The 17934-nt window shown below is 62.1% G+C and carries 18 protein-coding genes, 1 other RNA gene and 1 pseudogene; 10 read left to right on the forward strand and 10 right to left on the reverse strand.

The genetic code is table 11. The annotated features are described in order from the left end of the window. Positions 1-220 precede the first annotated feature (220 nt). A complete protein-coding gene (locus AC3A6F_RS03805; protein ID WP_487678640.1) occupies positions 221-616 on the forward strand; it encodes a hypothetical protein in 396 nt (131 codons plus the stop codon). Here AC3A6F_RS03805 and AC3A6F_RS03810 read toward each other — a convergent pair. After that, positions 563-808 carry a site-specific integrase gene (locus AC3A6F_RS03810; protein WP_487678986.1) on the reverse strand — a complete coding sequence of 82 codons (246 nt, stop codon included), beginning with the start codon at positions 806-808 and terminating at the stop codon, positions 563-565. The genes AC3A6F_RS03805 and AC3A6F_RS03810 overlap by 54 nt on opposite strands. Here AC3A6F_RS03810 and AC3A6F_RS03815 point away from each other — a divergent pair. Further along, positions 693-1064 carry a hypothetical protein gene (locus tag AC3A6F_RS03815; RefSeq protein ID WP_487678641.1) on the forward strand — a complete coding sequence of 124 codons (372 nt, stop codon included), beginning with the start codon at positions 693-695 and terminating at the stop codon, positions 1062-1064. The genes AC3A6F_RS03810 and AC3A6F_RS03815 overlap by 116 nt on opposite strands. 265 nt (positions 1065-1329) lie before the next feature. Here AC3A6F_RS03815 and AC3A6F_RS03820 read toward each other — a convergent pair whose 3' ends face one another. The 5 genes and pseudogenes from AC3A6F_RS03820 to ssrA form a co-directional block, all read right to left on the reverse strand. Then, positions 1330-1473: a hypothetical protein gene (locus tag AC3A6F_RS03820; protein ID WP_487678642.1), complete on the reverse strand. Its 144-nt coding sequence runs from the start codon at positions 1471-1473 to the stop codon at positions 1330-1332. Between the two features lie 163 nt (positions 1474-1636). Then, positions 1637-2659, reverse strand: a complete 1023-nt coding sequence (locus AC3A6F_RS03825; RefSeq protein WP_487678643.1) for a hypothetical protein — start codon at positions 2657-2659, stop codon at positions 1637-1639. Next, entirely contained in the window at positions 2649-3305 is a 657-nt protein-coding gene (locus tag AC3A6F_RS03830; protein WP_487678644.1) for a tyrosine-type recombinase/integrase, read from the reverse strand. The genes AC3A6F_RS03825 and AC3A6F_RS03830 overlap by 11 nt, the downstream gene beginning before the upstream one ends. A gap of 472 nt (positions 3306-3777) precedes the next feature. Further along, positions 3778-3939: pseudogene (locus tag AC3A6F_RS03835) on the reverse strand (Arm DNA-binding domain-containing protein); the annotation flags it as partial. A 166-nt stretch (positions 3940-4105) separates the two neighbouring features. Further along, positions 4106-4464, reverse strand: a transfer-messenger RNA (tmRNA) gene (gene ssrA / locus AC3A6F_RS03840). Positions 4465-4614: 150 nt separating this feature from the next. On the opposite strand from ssrA, the gene AC3A6F_RS03845 reads away from it, so the two are divergent. Further along, positions 4615-5472 carry a class I SAM-dependent methyltransferase gene (locus tag AC3A6F_RS03845; protein WP_487678645.1) on the forward strand — a complete coding sequence of 286 codons (858 nt, stop codon included), beginning with the start codon at positions 4615-4617 and terminating at the stop codon, positions 5470-5472. A gap of 43 nt (positions 5473-5515) precedes the next feature. Here the strand turns inward: AC3A6F_RS03845 and AC3A6F_RS03850 are convergent, their stop codons facing one another. From AC3A6F_RS03850 to ompA, 4 genes are all read right to left on the reverse strand, one after another. Further along, positions 5516-6127 (reverse strand): glycine zipper 2TM domain-containing protein, encoded by a 612-nt coding sequence (locus AC3A6F_RS03850; RefSeq protein ID WP_487678646.1) that lies wholly within the window; start codon positions 6125-6127, stop codon positions 5516-5518. Between the two features lie 164 nt (positions 6128-6291). Continuing rightward, a complete protein-coding gene (locus AC3A6F_RS03855; RefSeq protein ID WP_487678647.1) occupies positions 6292-6999 on the reverse strand; it encodes an HAD family hydrolase in 708 nt (235 codons plus the stop codon). Between the two features lie 5 nt (positions 7000-7004). Next, complete coding sequence (ubiG, locus tag AC3A6F_RS03860) at positions 7005-7709, reverse strand: bifunctional 2-polyprenyl-6-hydroxyphenol methylase/3-demethylubiquinol 3-O-methyltransferase UbiG (protein ID WP_487678648.1); 705 nt, start codon at positions 7707-7709, stop codon at positions 7005-7007. Positions 7710-7867: 158 nt separating this feature from the next. Beyond that, positions 7868-8572 carry an outer membrane protein OmpA gene (gene ompA / locus AC3A6F_RS03865; protein WP_487678649.1) on the reverse strand — a complete coding sequence of 235 codons (705 nt, stop codon included), beginning with the start codon at positions 8570-8572 and terminating at the stop codon, positions 7868-7870. A gap of 387 nt (positions 8573-8959) precedes the next feature. On the opposite strand from ompA, the gene gyrA reads away from it, so the two are divergent. From gyrA to aroA, 7 genes are all read left to right on the forward strand, one after another. After that, entirely contained in the window at positions 8960-11575 is a 2616-nt protein-coding gene (gyrA, locus tag AC3A6F_RS03870; protein WP_487678650.1) for a DNA gyrase subunit A, read from the forward strand. Between the two features lie 81 nt (positions 11576-11656). Then, a complete protein-coding gene (locus tag AC3A6F_RS03875; protein ID WP_487678651.1) occupies positions 11657-12220 on the forward strand; it encodes a DUF2059 domain-containing protein in 564 nt (187 codons plus the stop codon). Positions 12221-12238: 18 nt separating this feature from the next. Beyond that, positions 12239-13324 carry a 3-phosphoserine/phosphohydroxythreonine transaminase gene (serC, locus tag AC3A6F_RS03880; RefSeq protein ID WP_487678652.1) on the forward strand — a complete coding sequence of 362 codons (1086 nt, stop codon included), beginning with the start codon at positions 12239-12241 and terminating at the stop codon, positions 13322-13324. Between the two features lie 151 nt (positions 13325-13475). Beyond that, complete coding sequence (gene pheA / locus AC3A6F_RS03885) at positions 13476-14546, forward strand: prephenate dehydratase (protein ID WP_487678653.1); 1071 nt, start codon at positions 13476-13478, stop codon at positions 14544-14546. A gap of 18 nt (positions 14547-14564) precedes the next feature. Next, a complete protein-coding gene (gene hisC, locus AC3A6F_RS03890; protein ID WP_487678654.1) occupies positions 14565-15692 on the forward strand; it encodes a histidinol-phosphate transaminase in 1128 nt (375 codons plus the stop codon). Continuing rightward, positions 15693-16601 (forward strand): prephenate dehydrogenase, encoded by a 909-nt coding sequence (locus tag AC3A6F_RS03895; RefSeq protein WP_487678655.1) that lies wholly within the window; start codon positions 15693-15695, stop codon positions 16599-16601. Then, the gene (gene aroA / locus AC3A6F_RS03900; protein ID WP_487678656.1) at positions 16598-17929 is read left to right on the forward strand and encodes a 3-phosphoshikimate 1-carboxyvinyltransferase; all 1332 of its coding nucleotides are present in this window, start codon (positions 16598-16600) and stop codon (positions 17927-17929) included. The genes AC3A6F_RS03895 and aroA overlap by 4 nt, the downstream gene beginning before the upstream one ends. Positions 17930-17934 lie beyond the last annotated feature (5 nt).

Consider the following 17934-nt stretch of genomic DNA (forward strand, 5'->3'; position numbering starts at 1 on the left):
CGACCCCGACCTTTGCGTGCTCTGGGTACTCCTTCATCTTGAAGTGGCCGCACAGGACGCCAGCGTGTTCGGTCATGCTGCCCTCGCCGGCGGCTTCTCACGCTGCCCCATTACGGCTGACCATTAATAAACCGTAGAGCCTGATTCTACGGGCGCACTTTGATGCGCTGTGTCATTTTTGTGGCACTATTTCATTCTCAAATCAGTGGAGACAACCGACATGCGATGGCTGCTGCGCACTAAGCTGCTACCCCAAAAATATCGTTTTCGTCTGCGCTGGCGGTACTTGGATCATGACGACGATATCGAGTATCAATTCTTACAAGAAGATGAATCGCGATACCATTCCCGGGTCCTTCTACAGCGCGCGCGTGATCTGCGAATTCCGATCCCTCCTGTGTATATCGGCCGCAATTTGTCTGACGATTGGGAGCGCAGCGGCATCGACGGAAATCGGTACTTCTTGTCCCTGGATGGCGGAAGGAAACTTAGGGCCGAAATCGACGAAGAAGAGCGCAAGCGTGCAGAGCGTCGTGCAAGAAGTATTCCGTACATCACCGCGCTAACTGGCTTGATAGGTGCCATCACTGGCCTCGTTGCGGTGTGGGCCAAGTAGAGAGAGCCCTGCGCTGGCGCTGATCCGCTCCTGTGCCTGCGCGGCCACCTCAAGGTTCTTCTCCAGGGACCCCATCGTGGTGCTGAAGCTCTTGTGCCGGATGACCCGCTGCACCGTCTGGATCGGCACGCCGGCCTCGGACATCAGCGTGGCGAACGTTCCGCGCAGGCGGTGGGGCGTGATGCCCTTGATGGCGCAGGTATCGTTGGCGCGGCGGATGGCCTGGCGCGCAGCCCTCGTTCAGGATGGGGCTAGGCGGAGCCAGCACCGGATCGGCCTGCCTACCCTTTTTGGTGCGGTCGGTGCGGGCAAGGGCAAATCGCTCGACGACCAGCGGCGCTCCCGGTTTGCGCTGGTCGGAGCCGTGGCTGCCACCAGCCTGCTGAACATAGCGCGCCGTGCCGAGGCTGGCGCCCTGATCGGTACGTACAACGTGCTGCTCGCCTGAAACAAGATCACGGTGTGGCGGCAGATCATCGGCATCGATGGCGGGCCGGCCAAGGATACGAACGGCAAGATGCGTGATGCAGCAGGTACCGACGAGGTAAGCAGCCTCAGACGCCAGCGCCAGGACGAGCGTTGGCTGTGTTTGAAGGGCCTGCCGTGGTCCCGCCGGCGCCGGCTGGTTCACGAATGGATGGCGGCACAGCGCCGAGATCGCCGACCTGGAGCGCGCGCTCGCCGAGTTCTGTCCCACGCTGTCCGAGGCGGCGCTAGCCGACGGCCAGGCCGATGCTGCGACGATCCGCGCGGCGGCGGCCTAGTTCGCCGCCATTCAATCCACCCTGGCGGCGCGCATGTCGAAGCTCACCAAGGAGCTGCGCGATGCGCGGCCTGCGCCCGATAATTGCCGGCATGATTCTGTCCGCGTGCGCAGCTTCGACGCCGCAATCGCGACCGCCAACAAAAGCATCCCTCGATAGCGCGGCCGGATGCCGACGACTTCGACGCCTGGCGGGCCTGGGCTATCGACCTGCTGCGTAAGTATCCGGAATGTGCGGCACGGCACGCGAAAACGATTCAGGCACGGCCAAGCACTGTTCCAAGGTGACGAATCGTGGCAGCCTTCGTGGCAGGTTTCCAATCTGGGTACAGTAAGGCGTAGAGCTCGTTGATTGCAATCAGAACTTGGCTAACGTAATCTTCCGCCTCGCTTTTTGTAACGCTATGTGCGAGAGGTTGATGAACCAGCTTATTTCGAAGTGTAGCGCCTTTTGTTATCACGTTGCAGTAATCTGATCGCTTGCCGAGATAAGTTTCCATGAGTTCCCCGTACAACTTACTCAATGGTGGAGACGGGACATGCTCAATAAAAGCTGCTAATTTCGGCTCTTTTCGAATCAGGGCTTCTTTGATCGCCAATTCGGCAGCGATGGTTGCATCAATCCATTTAAATGCAGCATTGCTTTCTTGAACAGCCCTATATATATGATGCATTGCAATAAAAGGGGAAATTCCGAGGTTAATTCCCTCCTGCAGTTGCGCAATTGTCGATTTTTCTAGCTCGATCGGAACGTTAAACTTTAACCTTCCCGATACCTTCCCTGGCAGACCTTTGTAATCTAGGGAAGATGCGTCAGTTGACCAGTAAAAAGTTTCAATTATTTCATGAGGCTCCCCCGCTATCTCATGTCTTCCAAGGAAAAATTTTACGTATTCAATGGTGCGCCGTACTACGGTATTCAATTCCTGAAGAATAGCTTGGAAAGTTGGTTCAAATACAGGATCGTACTGCAGAAAATTGCGGAAGGGGTCCCCGGGTGTCGTCATGAATTTTAGGGTCTCAGGTTGAATAGGAACTCCATGAATAACGACCTGACCTTTACCCGTTGGATATTCAAACTGAACACTCGCCATGTTTTTATGAGGGGTAGGAAAAGTGAGTTCGAAATTTTCTGCCTCTCCTTTGTGTTCCGGAGTTTCTAAAAATTTGACATTGAAATGGGATGCAACACTAATTTTGGATGAGTTTTCATCTGTTTCCAGGGGGCTGGTTATTGCAATCTTGGGTTTTTGTTTTTTGGATGAAGACTTAGTGCTCATATTCTCCCTTTTTGTTTGGCGAAGATTCAGTTTGCGTATATTTGCGCGCAACGTCTAAGAGTCCAGGTAGTTGTATTCCTAGTCTAAACCATGCCTCCTGCTTTTCATCCGCGTAATCATGGTGAAAGTAATGCCTGCGTACTTTGCTTCCCTTCAACACTTGATTCTGGCAGCGGTCAGTGGTGTCGAGCGGCGCTCCCAAGGATGCATCATAGTCGCGCCGGTGCGGCGGTAGATCGTGAGGCGTCCAGCCGTCGTTTCGGCGGGCCGCTAGCACTAAGGTATTGTCGCGGCGGCGATTCTTCATCGACGCGCGCGGGCTGCCATCCTTTGCTTTCTTGAACATGACCTGCCGATCACCGATTTGCTTGGTCATCGACTTCGTGCCAGTATGGGTTTCGCCATTCGTGGAGGGGAAGCACCAGTCGGTATGCCCTGTGATGGCATGCAGGGCCCGGAAGCGCTCGAGCGCGAACGGGGAGAGATAGATGCGCATGTCCGCCGAGCTGCCTTTGATGTTCGCCTCAGGGATGAACCATTTGCCGGTTTCGACGTCGACGTCCTCCCACCTGGTCATCGTCAGTTCTCCGACGCGGCAGACTGTCGAGAGCATGATCCAGATCGCGAGCTGGGTAGTTTTCTGCACCGGCTGGGCCGCGCGGCGCTTGTCCGGAGCATCACGGTAGTCGTCCTCTCCCTTCTATAACGGTCTCATAGCTCTACGATCTCGGCCGGCGAAAGCACGTGGTAAAAGTCTCGCGTAGGCGGTGCTGCGTGACGCCTTTCACCGTGCAAGCGGTAATGGCGCGGTGCATGGATTGGCGCGCGAACCTCGGCTGGAAGGGCTGGATATCCGGTTTGGTCACAATCAGGCAGGCGAACTGGCGCCGGGTCGCTAAGTTCTCGCGCAGTCAGGTCGCCATCGGCACTGGCCCCGTCTCTCTGGCCCTTATGATACCTGGCGTGCAGGTTTTGTGAGCCCCGTCGATCTACTCCCACCGCGCCGTTATTGTCGCCCCCTCGCACAGGCCCAGGCCGAACACATCAGGCGCACTGCGGTGCCGATCGCCGGCGCGTGGGCGGTGGCCTGGTCAACCGCAGCGAACCACGCGCTCGCGGCCGAGAGACAGCAACTTTTCTTTGCCCTCAAATCGGTACTTCAAGCGCCACCACTTACCCCCGGCTGGGGTAACAATCAGGAACAGGCCGCGCTCGTCAAAGAGCTTGGCAGGCTTGGCGCCGGGCTTGGTCGTGCGAATGGCGGTGTCGGTAAGGGGCATGGATGGGGGTAAGTATTTTGGGGGTAGGTGAGTTACCCCACAACTTACCCCCGCAAACAGTTGGATGTCGTTGGACTATGTTACCCCTAAAAATACGATCCCCATAGGAAAAAACCCGCTCGGAGGCGGGTTCTTAAACGTGGATGAACCACGTTGGAGTGTTGGTTGGTGGAGGCGGCGGGAATCGAACCCGCGTCCGCAAGCACTCTACAGACAGTTCTACATACTTAGCACTATCATTTAATTTGACCCATACAACGGGGATGTGCACCCTTTGTACAAGCGAGTTACCTTAAATTTCGGAAGCAACCAAGTAACCCGATTGATTCCTAGCCTCTGTAAATGACTCTACTAGTCTTGCGACTCACCCCAGAGGCGAGGTGTTGTAGAGCTAGCAGCAATTAAGCTGCTTGTGCGTACGAGTTATCGTTTGCAGTTATTGATTTCTGGATGTATTTACGAGGTAACCAGTCCTCGGTATGCCCTGCGCTGCTTTGCAACCCACGTCGAAACCAGGTCGCCCCCAACGTCAAGAAACTCTATTGTACTCCAAGCGCCGAGGATGTACAGCGCAGTTCCTTAGCGCCTGCTTAAAGTCTGTCAATACAAAAAACCTACAATGCATAGCTTAATTGCAATATGCTAATGGGATTCGAGATGCTGACGAGAACCGACATGACGTGTATCGTTTGTGGCAACACCAAGGTGGCTGGCCTGGCCGGATGGCATGCAACCTGCCCGGCTTGCAATTACGAAAGCGCCGCCCTCAGCGTTGCCATCAATGCCCATAGCGGTCCCGCCGTGGACGAAGCCGAGCGCGAAGCCGGCCTCAAGGCGCTGCGCCTCGAAAACTTCCGCACTATCGTCGCCTGGGCCCGCCAGCATGTCGGCGTCAGCCGTCCGCGCCTGCTCGACGTCGGCAGCGCCCATGGTTGGTTCCTCGAGACGGCGCGCGAGCAGTTCGACGTGCTGGGCGTGGAGCCGGATGCCGTGGTCGGCGCCCGCGCCGCCGCGCGCGGCTTGCCGGTACGTTCCGGTTACTTCCCGGATGTACTGAAGGAGGGCGAACGCTTCGACGTCATCGTGTTCAACGACGTGATCGAGCACATTCCCGACATCCGCAGTGCGCTGGCCGCCTGCCACGCGCGACTGCACGACGGCGGCATCCTGATCCTCAACCTGCCGAACAGCCGCGGCTTCTTCTACCGGCTGTCGAAGCTGATCGCGCGCCTGGGCTGGCGTGGGCCGTTCGAGCGCTTGTGGCAGAAAGACCTGCCGTCGCCGCACGTCCATTATTTCAATCCGCGCAATCTGCAGCAACTGGTGGTGGGGCAGGGCTTCGAGCTGGCCGAGGCGGCCGAACTGCCGGCGCTGCGCGCCAAGGGTTTGTTGGAACGCCTGCGCTGCGCCGGCAACGTGCCGACTGTATCGCTCTACCTCCAGTACGTGGCGATCATGTGCGCGATTCCCGTGCTGCGCATGTTCCCGAGCGATATCATCGTCGGCGTGTTCAAAAAAAAGGCCGCAGACTGAAGGTCCGCGGCCAAGGGGAGAGAGAAGGTAAGTTAGCGCTTGCTTAGCGACCGTTGCGGTTGGCGATTTCGTTGCCGATGATGCCGCCCCCGATCACGCCGGCGACAGTCGCCAGCTTCTTGCCGTTGCCGCCGCCGATCTGGTTACCAATCAGGCCGCCGATCACGGCGCCGGTGCCGATGCCGACGTAGTTCGGTTGCTGGGCCGGCGCCGGCTGCGAGTAACGCGGTTCTTCATAGCGGACCGGTTGCGGCTTGGCGTGTACCACGCGGGTTTTCTCGACCACTTTCACCACCGGTTTTTCCTTGATGATCACGGTCGGCTCAGGCTGCACCTGGGCGACCGGCTGGGCATATGCCACCTGATGAGCCGGGACCATCGCGGGAACCATGGCCGGCACCAGTTGCTGGCCGTTGGCCGCCACCGGCGCCATCTGGCCAGGCTGGGCGGCATAGCCGTTCGGCTGCACCTGCATGCCCGCCTGCGGCATCGCGTATGGCGAAGCGGCTGCCAGCGGCATGCTCGGCTCCGGCGCGCTCTTCGACGTCGGCAGCAGGCCGGTGATCGCGGCGGCGCCAGTCAGGCTGACGACGATGACCGACGCGGCGGCAGCGGCCATCAGTGGGTGGATGCGGTTGGTGGTCGAGGTTTCCATGGTCTGCTCCGTTTGGTATGGCGTGTTCGTATGGACGTAGATTACTGGCGAGCCGGACGGAGAGATAGACGTGCCCCTGTATCAATCGTAAATAGATGTAAGCATGTCGGCACAAAAGAAAACGGCGCCGTGGAAGGCGCCGTTTCAACGGAATCCTGAAGAGATCAGGCCGCTTGCTCGGCCCGCCGCGCGGCCTCGGATACCTGCCCCAGCAACGCCAGCAACTGCGCCGGCGTCTCGAGCAGATAGTCCGCGCCCCAGGTCGAGGGCTCGATCGCGCCGCAATAGCCCCAAACGCAGGCGACGGTGACCATGCCGGCCGCGTGTCCCGCCTCGATGTCGCGCAGGTCGTCACCCACATACCAGCACTGTTCTGGTGCGACGCCGAGGCGGCGCGCGCCTTCCAGCAGCGGGGCGGGGTGGGGTTTCGCGAAGCCCGTGGTGTCGCCCGACACGATACAGCCGGCGTGCGCCAGCGCGATCTGCGGCACCAGCGGATCGGTGAAGCGGGACGGCTTGTTGGTGACGATGCCCCAGGCCATGCCGGCGTCCGTGATGCCGTCCAGCAGCTCGGGAATGCCGTCGAACAGGGTCGTATAGGTCGACATGGCGGACTGGTAGCGCTCGAACCAGGCCAGGCGTAATTCTTCGTAGCCCTCGTCGCCCGGCGCCAGGCCGAAGGCGGCGCCGATCATGCCGCGCGCGCCAGCCGAGGCGGTCGGGCGCAGTACCTCATACGGGGTCGGGTCCAGGCCGCGCTCGGTGCGCAGCCAGTTCACGGCCGCGGCGAGGTCGGGCGCCGTGTCGGCCAGCGTGCCGTCGAGGTCGAACAGGATGGCACGCGGTGCCGGCATCACGGTGGGAAAGGTCATGTCGTTCAGAGCGGTTTGCTGCACGCCACCATGTAGTTCACATCGGTGTCGTTGTTCAGCGAATAGATCTTGGTCAGCGGGTTGTAGGTCAGACCCTTCAGGCCGTCGACCTGCAGGCCGGCCTGGCGTACGAACTGTGCCAATTCGGCCGGCGTGATGAACTTGCCGTAATCGTGGGTCCCGCGCGGCAGCATGCGCAGCACGTACTCGGCGCCGATCACGGCGAACAGGTAGGACTTCGGATTGCGGTTCAGGGTGGAGAAGAACAGGCGGCCGCCCGGTTTCACCAGCTTGGCTGCGGCGCGTACGATCGAGGCCGGGTCGGGTACGTGCTCCAGCATTTCCATGCAGGTGACGACGTCGAACTGGCCGGCTTCCTGCTCGGCCATCTCTTCGGCCGCGATATGTTTATAGCGCACCTCCACGCCCGATTCCAGGCTGTGCAGGTCGGCGACCTTGAGCGCCTTCTGGGACAGGTCGATGCCGGTCACCTTGGCGCCCTTGCGCGCCATCGATTCGGACAGCACGCCGCCGCCGCAACCGATGTCAATCACGTTCTTGCCGGCCAGCGGCGCGCGCGCATTGATCCACTCGAGGCGCAAGGGGTTGATTTCGTGCAGCGGACGGAATTCGGAGGTCGGGTCCCACCAGCGGTGGGCCAGTTCGCTGAACTTCTGGATTTCTAATGGGTCTGCGTTTGTCGTCGTCATGGCTCGAATAATAGCGGAATAATGCAATTTCGGCGGCGCAAAAACGTCGTCCCCGCGAAGGCGGGGACCCAAGTTTGCAAGCGTTTCGATCACGCTAGCAGAAATTGGGTCCCCGCCTGCGCGGGGACGACGTGCTTACGGCAGTGGCTTACAGCCGATTACTTGTTGACGGTACGGGTACCGACGACTTCGATTTCCACGCGACGGTTCTGTGCGCGGCCTTCGGCGGTCTTGTTGTCCGCTTTCGGCTGGCTTTCGCCCTTGCCTTCGGTGTAGATGCGGGTGTCTTCGATGCCTTTGCCTTTCAGGTAGGCTTTGACAGCCTCTGCGCGGCGGATCGACAGCTTCTGGTTGTAGGCATCGGTGCCGATCGAGTCGGTATGGCCGACGGCGATGATGACTTCCAGGTTCATGTCGCCCAGCTTGGCGCTCAGCTCATCCAGCGAGGACTTGCCGGCTGGCTTCAGGATCGCCTTGTCGAAGTCGAAGAAAGCGTCGGCCGAGTAGCTGACTTTCTCCGAGGTTGGCACCGGTGCAGCCACTGGCGCAGGTGCTGGAGCCGGGGCAGGTGCTGCCGGTGGCGGCGGAGCGACGCACTTGCCGTTTTCAAGTTTCTCTGGCTCGACGCACAGTGGCGCATCGCAACCTGGGACCGCGTCAGCCGGGGTCCAGTAGCCGGTGCGCCAGCACAGGCCGAATGGATTGCGCGCGATCACGCCGCGAGCGTCTTGCACGTAGGCGCTGTACGGGGTGCGGGCCTGGATGTCGGTGGTCAGGGGAGCGTAGGGTGGGGCGCTCTGGGCAGAGGCGACGCCCGCAATCGCGGCCGACGCTGCGAGCAGAACAGTGATCAGTTTCTTCATATTCTTTTCCTTTCGGTTAATTCCGTAGCGATTCAGACGAGCTCCATGTGTGGTCATAAGATTAACACGGCGGCGGCTTCGTCTGTTTCGTATTGTGAAACAAGCAATTGACTTCCTGTCCATTTTGCCACATGCACCAAAATCGCACGACTGCACCCAAATCAAACATCAAGCATTAATTGCTTGACGTTGTTTCGCCGCAACATTTTCTCAAGCGGAGCGAGCTGGGGACGACAATGCTGGAAATTTGGTGCGCATTTCATCGTCCCGCCCTTGATTTCCAGCATCCAGAGTGGGCCTGTCGGAATTGAGCAACTGCTATCTGTCGCATGGTAGAATCGTCCGTTGCAACTTATAACCATCGCCTGAAAGCAGTCGACCCGCCCAATGGATCAATTCGCAAAAGAAACAGTCCCGATTTCCCTCGAAGAAGAGATGCGCAAGAGCTACCTCGATTACGCCATGAGCGTGATCGTGGGCCGTGCGCTGCCGGACGTACGCGACGGCCTGAAGCCGGTGCACCGCCGTGTGCTCTACGCGATGCACGAGATGAACAACGTGTGGAACCGTCCTTACCTCAAGTGCGCGCGCGTCGTCGGCGACACGATGGGTAAATTCCACCCGCACGGCGACTCGTCGATCTACGACACCCTGGTCCGCATGGCCCAGGACTTCTCGCTGCGCTACACCCTGGTCGATGGTCAGGGCAACTTCGGCTCGATCGACGGCGACAGCGCCGCGGCGATGCGTTACACCGAGTGCCGCCTCGACAAGATCGCCGGCGAGATCCTGGCCGACATCGACAAGGACACCGTCGACTTCCAGCCGAACTACGACGGTAAAGAGAAAGAGCCGACCGTCCTGCCGACCCGCATCCCGAACCTCTTGATCAACGGTTCGTCCGGCATCGCGGTCGGCATGGCGACCAATATCCCGCCGCACAATCTGTCCGAAGTGATCGCCGGCGCGATGCACGTGCTGCACAACCCGGATTGCACCATCGACGAGCTGATCGAGCTGATCCCGGCGCCGGACTTCCCGACCGCCGGCATCATCTATGGCGTCTCGGGCGTGCGCGACGGTTACCGCACTGGCCGCGGCCGCGTGGTGATGCGCGCCAAGACCCACTTCGAGGAAGTGGGCCGCGACGGTAACCGCACCGCGATCATCATCGACGAGCTGCCATACCAGGTAAACAAGAAATCGCTGCTCGAGCGCATCGCCGAGAACGTGCGCGACAAGAAGCTCGAAGGCATTTCCGACATCCGCGACGAGTCCGATAAATCGGGCATGCGCGTGGTGATCGAACTCAAGCGCGGCGAAGTGCCTGAAGTTGTGCTGAACAATCTGTACAAGCAGACCCAGCTGCAAGACACCTTCGGCATGAATATGGTGGCGCTGGTCAATGGCCAGCCGAAGCTGCTGAACCTCAAGCAGATGCTCGAGTGCTTCCTGTCGCACCGCCGCGAAGTGGTCACCCGCCGTACCGTGTTCGAGCTGCGCAAGGCGCGCGACCGCGGCCACATGCTCGAAGGCCTGGCCGTCGCGCTGGCGAATATCGACGACTTCATCGCCATCATCAAGGCCGCGCCGACCCCGCCGGTCGCCAAGCTCGAGCTGATGGAGCGCAGCTGGGATTCGTCCCTGGTGCGCGAGATGCTCAACCGCACCGAACTGGGCGAATCCGGCGGTATCGCGGCTTTCCGTCCCGAGCACCTGCCGAAGCACTACGGCATGCAGCAGAGCGGCCTGTACAAGCTGTCGGACGAGCAGGCGCAAGAGATCCTGCAGATGCGCCTGCAGCGCCTGACGGGCCTGGAGCAGGACAAGATCGTCAACGAGTACAAAGAGGTGATGGCCCACATCGCCGACCTGCTCGACATCCTGTCCAAGCCGGAGCGCGTGACCACGATCATCGTCGACGAGATGACCGTCATCAAGGCCGAGTACGCCGACAACGGCAAGGACACCCGCCGTTCGAGCATCGAGCACAATGCCAGCGACCTCGAGACCGAAGACCTGATCACCCCGCAGGATATGGTGGTGACCCTGTCTCATGCGGGCTACATGAAAGCGCAGCCGATCTCCGAGTACCGCGCCCAGAAGCGCGGCGGCCGCGGCAAGCAGGCGACGGCGACCAAGGACGAAGACTGGATCGACCAGCTGTTCATCGCCAATACCCACGACTACATGCTGTGCTTCAGCAACCGTGGCCGGATGTACTGGCTCAAGGTGTGGGAAGTGCCGCAAGGCTCGCGCAACTCGCGCGGCAAGCCGATCGTCAATATGTTCCCGCTGCAGGACAACGAGAAGATCACCGTCGTGCTGCCACTGCAGGGCGAGAACCGCACCTTCCCCGAAGACCACTACGTCTTCATGTCGACCTCGCTGGGCACCGTCAAGAAGACGCCGCTGCGCGACTTTTCCAACCCACGCAAGGCCGGCATCATCGCGGTCGACCTGGATGAAGGCGACGTGCTGGTCGGCGCCGCGCTCACCGACGGCAAGCACGACGTGATGCTGTTCTCCGACGGCGGCAAGGCCGTGCGCTTCGACGAGAACGACGTGCGTCCGATGGGTCGTACCGCGCGCGGTGTGCGCGGCATGAACCTCGAAGAAGGCCAGCAGGTCATCGCGCTGCTGGTGGCCGAGAGCGAAGAGCAGACCGTCCTCACCGCCACCGAGAACGGCTTCGGCAAGCGTACCCCGATCACGGAGTACACCCGTCACGGCCGCGGCACCAAGGGCATGATCGCGATCCAGACCAGCGAGCGTAACGGCAAAGTGGTGGCCGCGACCCTGGTCGAGCCGAGCGACGAGATCATGCTGATCACGACCGGCGGCGTGCTGATCCGCACCCGCGTCTCCGAGATCCGCGAGATGGGCCGCGCGACCCAGGGCGTGACCCTGATCGCGGTCGAGGATGGCACCAAGCTGTCCGGCCTGCAGCGCATCGTCGAGACCGACCTCGAAGAAGTCGAGCTCGAACCGGCGCCGGAATAATGGCGCCCGGGTGCAAATGCTGATCCAGCGTTTGCACCCTTCGTTCAATTCGATGGGCGCCTGCGCCCGCTTGGAAAGCCAATGAAAAAAATCCTTCTTGCAGTGACCTGCGCAGCCGCCTTTGCCGGCGCTCCTGCGTTCGCCCTGGCGCAAACTGCCGCCCCGAGCGCCCAGGGGAGCGAGCAGGAGCGCGCCGCCGTCAAGGAATTGATGGACGCGATGGACGTGCGCAAGATGATGACCGCTTCGTTCAACGAGATGGAAAAGGCGCTGCCGCAGATGATGCGCGCCCAGGTCACGGCGGTGATCAACGCCGATCCGACCGCCAGCGACGAGAAGAAGAAAGCCGCGCTGGAGAAGATCGAACAGGTCCTGCCGGGCGCCGCCGAAGCGGTCAACCGCATGTTCCGCGATCCGGCGCTGATCGACGAGATGATGGCCGAGATCGGGCCGCTGTACGCCCGCAACTATTCGGTGGCCGAACTGAAACAGCTGAGCGCCTTCTACCGCACCCCGCTGGGCCAGAAGATGCTGGCCCTGTCGCCGCGCCTGGCCGCCGAAAGCATGGCGGTCGGCCAGAAGATCGTCGCGCCGCGCCTGAACGGCCTGATGCTGGAAGTGATGCAGAACGCCCAGGCTAAATAACATCTTGGAAAGGACCGCATGACCCACGTCTTCAATTTCTCGGCCGGCCCCGCCGTCCTTCCGAAAGAAGTGCTGCTGCAGGCAGCGAGCGAGATGCTCGACTGGCATGGCAGCGGCATGTCGGTGATGGAGATGAGCCATCGCGGTCCGGAATTCAGTAGCATTCACCGCCAGGCGCTCGATGACCTGCGCGAGCTGCTGGACGTGCCTGCCAACTATAAAATCCTGTTCCAGCAGGGCGGGGGGCTTGGGCAAAACGCCATCGTTCCCCTCAACCTGGCTGGCCGCTGCCTTGACCCGGTGATCGACTTCGTCCACACCGGTTCGTGGTCCGGCAAGTCGATCAAGGAAGCGGCGCGCTATGCGCGCGTCAACGTCGCCGCATCGAGCGAGGCCGAAGGTTTCGCCCGCGTGCCGGCGCGCGATGCCTGGCAACTGTCGCAGGACGCGGCCTATCTGCACATCTGCACCAACGAGACCATCGACGGCGTCGAGTACCCCGACGCGCCGCAGATCGATCCAAATGTGCCGATCGTGGCCGACATGTCCTCGCACATCCTGTCGCGCAAGATCGATATTTCAAAATATGGCGTGATCTTTGCCGGCGCCCAGAAGAATATCGGGCCGGCCGGCCTGACCCTGGTGATCGTGCGCGAAGACCTGCTCGACTACGCGTCGCCGCAGTGCCCGTCGGCCTTCAACTGGAAGACCTGCGCCGAGCACGATTCGCTGTACAACACGCCGCCGACCTACTCGATTTATATCGCTGGCCTGGTGTTCGCCTGGCTCAAGGCCAATGGCGGCGTGGCGGCCATGGAAGCGCGTAATATCGAGAAGGCGAAGCTCTTGTACGAGGCGCTCGACCGCGACGATTTCTACGCCAACCGCGTGGCGCCGGAATTCCGTTCGCGCATGAACGTGCCGTTCTACCTGCGCGACGAATCGCTGAACCAGTTATTCCTGACCGGCGCACAAGCGCGCGGTCTGCTGCAACTGAAGGGCCACAAGTCCGTCGGCGGCATGCGGGCATCGATCTACAACGCGATGCCGATCGAGGGCGTACAGGCCCTCGTCGATTATTTGAACGAGTTTGCGGGACGGTGATTCCGGCAGGGTGCGCGACCGCGCATCGTCCGGTTGAACGCGTCGGCGGCGCAGCCGCCAACCCTACGTAGGGTTGGCGGGTCTCCCGCCGACGCGTTCAACGCACGGTTGATTCCCCCGTCCGCAAACAAATCGACCACACAGCATAACGATGACAGACAAACTCAAACCCCTGCGCGAACGCATCGATGCGATCGACGCGCAAATCCTCTCGCTGTTGAGCGAGCGCGGCAAGGTCGCGCAAGAGGTCGGCCACGTCAAGGCCGAAACCAACGCCCCCGTATTCCGTCCCGAGCGCGAAGCGCAAGTGCTGCGCGGCGTCGCCGACCGCAATCCCGGTCCGCTCAAGGACAAGGACGTGCAGACGATCTTCCGCGAGATCATGTCGTCCTGCCGCGCGCTCGAGAAGCGCGTGACGGTCGCCTATCTGGGCCCGAGCGGCACCTTCAGCGAGCAGGCCGTGTTCCAGCAGTTCGGCACCGCCATTCACACGCTGCCTTGCGTGTCGATCGACGAGGTATTCCGCGCCACCGAGGCCGGCACCGCCGATTTCGGCGTGGTCCCGGTGGAGAACTCGTCCGAAGGCGCGATCAACCGCTCGCTCGACCTGCTGCTGGCCACCACCACCATCATCAGCGGCGAGGTGTCGATCGCCGTGCACCACAGCCTGATGACCAAGACCGGTTCGATGGACGGCGTCAAAGTCGTCTGCGCCCATTCGCAGGCGCTGGCCCAGTGCCAGGTCTGGCTCAACCTGCACCACCCTGACGTCGAGCGCCGCGCCGTGGCCTCCAACGCCGAAGCGGCGGTGCTGGCAAGCCAGGATCCGACGGTCGCCGCGATCGCCAGCGAGATGGCGGGCGAGCAGTACCAGCTAGGCGTGGTGCAAGCCCACATCCAGGATGACCCGCACAACCGCACCCGCTTCGTGGTGATCGGCCAGCTGCAGACCGGCCCGTCGGGCAGAGACCGCACCGGCATCGTGCTGGCCGTGCCGAACAAGGCCGGCGCCGTCTACAACCTGCTCGCGCCGCTCGAAAAGCATGGCGTGTCGATGACCCGCTTCGAATCGCGCCCGGCGCGCATCGGCACCTGGGAGTACTACTTCTACGTCGATATCGAGGGCCATGTGCACGATGCCGCAGTTGCGCGCGCGCTCGCGGAACTCAAGGACAACGCCGCCTTCTTCAAGGTGCTGGGCTCCTACCCGCAAAGCCTTTAACAAATAGAGAGAGACACCATGTCGAAATTCGGTCCAGAATACGTCCGCGCCATCGCCCCTTACCAGGCCGGCAAACCCATCGCCGAAGTCGCCCGCGAGTTCGGCCTCGACGAAGCGACCATCGTCAAGCTGGCCTCCAACGAGAACCCGTTCGGCCTGCCGGAATCGAGCCGCGCCGCGATGCTCGAAGCCGCCGCCGATCTCGGCCGCTACCCGGATGCCAACGGCTTCGAACTCAAGACCGCGCTGTCGCAGCGCTACGACGTGCCGCTCGAGTGGATCACGCTCGGCAATGGCAGTAACGACATCCTGGAGATCGCCGCCCACGCCTTCGTGCAAAAGGGCGAGGCGGTGGTGTATTCGCAGTATTCGTTCGCGGTGTACGCGCTGGCCACGCAGGGCGTGGGCGGACGCGCCATCGTGGTCCCGAGCGTGGACTACGGCCATGACCTGGATGCGATGGCCGCCGCCATCGATGCGGATACGCGCCTGGTCTACGTCGCCAACCCGAACAATCCGACCGGCACCTTCATCCCGGCCGAACAGGTCGAAGCCTTCCTGCAAAAAGTGCCGGCCAACGTGGTCGTGGTGCTGGACGAAGCCTATAACGAATACCTGGCGCCGGAACACCAGTTCGAGTCGAGCGCCTGGGTGCGCAAATACCCGAACCTGATCGTCTCGCGCACCTTCTCCAAGGCCTATGGCCTGGCCGGCTTGCGCGTGGGCTTCGCCATCGCCCAGCCGGAAGTGACGGACCTGATGAACCGCATCCGCCAGCCGTTCAACGTCAACTCGCTGGCGCAGGCCGCCGCGATCGCCGCGCTGAACGACAAGCCATTCCTGGAAAAGGGTGCGAAGAACAACGCCGAAGGCTACAAGCAGATGGTCGCCGCCTTTGAAGAGCTCAAACTCCAGTACGTGCCGTCGTTCGGCAACTTCGTGCTGGTGAAGGTCGGCAATGACGACCAGGCCGGGGCGCGCGTGAACACGGCGCTGCTCAAGCAGGGCGTGATCGTGCGTCCGGTCGGCGCCTATGGACTGCCGCAGTGGCTGCGCATCTCGATCGGCCTGCCGCAAGAAAACGCGGCCTTCATCGAGGCATTGAAGCGAGCGCTCTCGACGGAGAGCGCGAGCGCGCGAGGCTGAATGCTGGCTAAAGTCGTTATCGTTGGCGTCGGCCTGATCGGCGGTTCGTTCGCGCTGGCGCTCAAGAACGCCGGCCAGGTGGGCGAGGTGGTCGGCATCGGCCGCCACCCGGAAGCACTGGCGCGTGCGCTGGAGCTGGGCATCGTCGACCGCATCACCGAGGATTATGCCGACGCGCTGCGCGGCGCGGATCTCGTGCTGCTGGCCGCGCCGGTGGCCCAGACCGGCCCTATCCTCGAAGCGCTGCTGCCGCACCTCGCGCCGCAGACGGTCGTGACCGACGCCGGCAGCACCAAGTGCGACGTGGTCGCGGCCGCCCGTGCGGTGCTGGGCGACCGCGTGCACCAGTTCGTGCCCGGCCACCCGATCGCGGGCAGCGAGTCGAACGGCCCCGACGCCGCATTGTCCGGCCTGTACCAGGGCAAGAAATGCGTGCTGACGCCGCTGCCTGAGAATGCGGCGCACGACGTCGAACGGGTCGCGAGCGCCTGGCGCGCCTGCGGCGCCGTGATCCACATGCTCAGCCCGGAAGACCATGACCGCGTGTTCGCCGCCGTCAGCCATTTGCCGCACCTCTTGGCCTATGCGCTGGTGGATGACATCGCCGCCAAGCCGCATGCCGACATGCTGTTCCAATACGCCGCCAGCGGTTTCCGCGACTTCACGCGCATTGCCGGCTCCTCGCCCGAGATGTGGCGCGACATCAGCCTGGCCAACCGCGCCGCACTGCTGTCCGAGCTGGATGCATATCTGGCACAATTGACGTCGATGCGGGCCATGCTTGCGGCCGCAGACGGCGTCGGCTTGCAAGGAATCTACGCGACCGCCCAGCGCGCCCGCCGCGAATGGCAAGAAGCCATCGAAGCCGGCTCGCCCGAGCGGCGTTCGCCCAATCAGGAAAACACATGACGCAGCAAAAACACTACCCGCAGCATATCGACCTCGAGCCCGTGCTGCATGCGCATGGCACGGTGCGGCTGCCGGGTTCCAAGTCCATCTCGAACCGCACGCTGCTGCTGGCGGCGCTGTCCGAGGGTACGACCACGATCCACGACCTGCTGGCCTCGGACGACACCATGGTGATGCTGGGCGCGCTGCGCTCGCTGGGCATCCAGTGGGATGAAGTCGACGAGCGCACCGTGGTCGTGCACGGCAATGGCGGCGAGCTGCCGAACCATGAGGCCGACCTGTTCATGGGCAATGCCGGCACCGCGATCCGTCCGCTGACGGCTGCCCTGGCCGTGATCGGCGGCGACTATACGCTGCATGGCGTCTCGCGCATGCACGAGCGTCCGATCGGTGACCTGGTCGACGCGCTGAACGAAGTCGGCGCCCAGATCGAGTACACGGGCGAGCAGGGCTTCCCGCCGCTACGCATCCGCCGCGGCCGCGTCAATCCGCAGCGCATCGCCGTGCGCGGCAATGTGTCGAGCCAGTTCCTGACCGCGCTCCTGATGTCGGCGCCGCTGATGGCCAAGACCCATCCGGTGGCGATCGACGTCGTCGGCGAGCTGATTTCGAAGCCCTATATCGAGATCACCCTGAACCTGATGCGCCGCTTCGGCGTCGAGGTCGAGCAGAATGGCTGGTCCTCGTTCACCGTGCATCCGGGCCAGCGCTACCAGAGTCCCGGCACCATCCACGTCGAGGGTGACGCGTCGTCGGCATCCTACTTCCTGGCGGCCGGTGCGATCGCCGGCGGTCCGGTGCGGGTGGAAGGCGTGGGCGAACAGAGCATCCAGGGCGACGTGCGCTTCGCCGATGCGCTCGAACGCATGGGCGCCATCATTACCCGCGGCGACAACTGGATCGAAGCACGCTCGAACGGCGTGTTGAAAGCCATCGACGCCGACTTCAACCACATCCCGGATGCGGCGATGACGATTGCGGTGGCGGCGCTGTACGCCGACGGCCCGAGCACGCTGCGCAATATCGCCAGCTGGCGCGTGAAGGAAACCGACCGCCTGGCGGCGATGGCCACCGAGCTGCGCAAGGTCGGGGCGGAGGTGGAGGAGGGGCCTGACTACATCCGCATCACCCCGCCGGAAGAACTCAAGCCCGCCACGATCGACACCTACGACGACCACCGCATGGCGATGTGCTTCTCGCTCGCTTCGCTGGACGGCAAGGCGCGCCGCGGCAATGCGATGCGCATCAACGATCCGAAATGCGTCGCCAAGACCTTCCCCGATTATTTTGAAGCGTTCGCGGGCATCGCGCGCGACGAGCTGTTCTAACCGAT

The sequence above is a fragment of the Massilia sp. Soil_C_3 genome, from assembly GCF_057657035.1.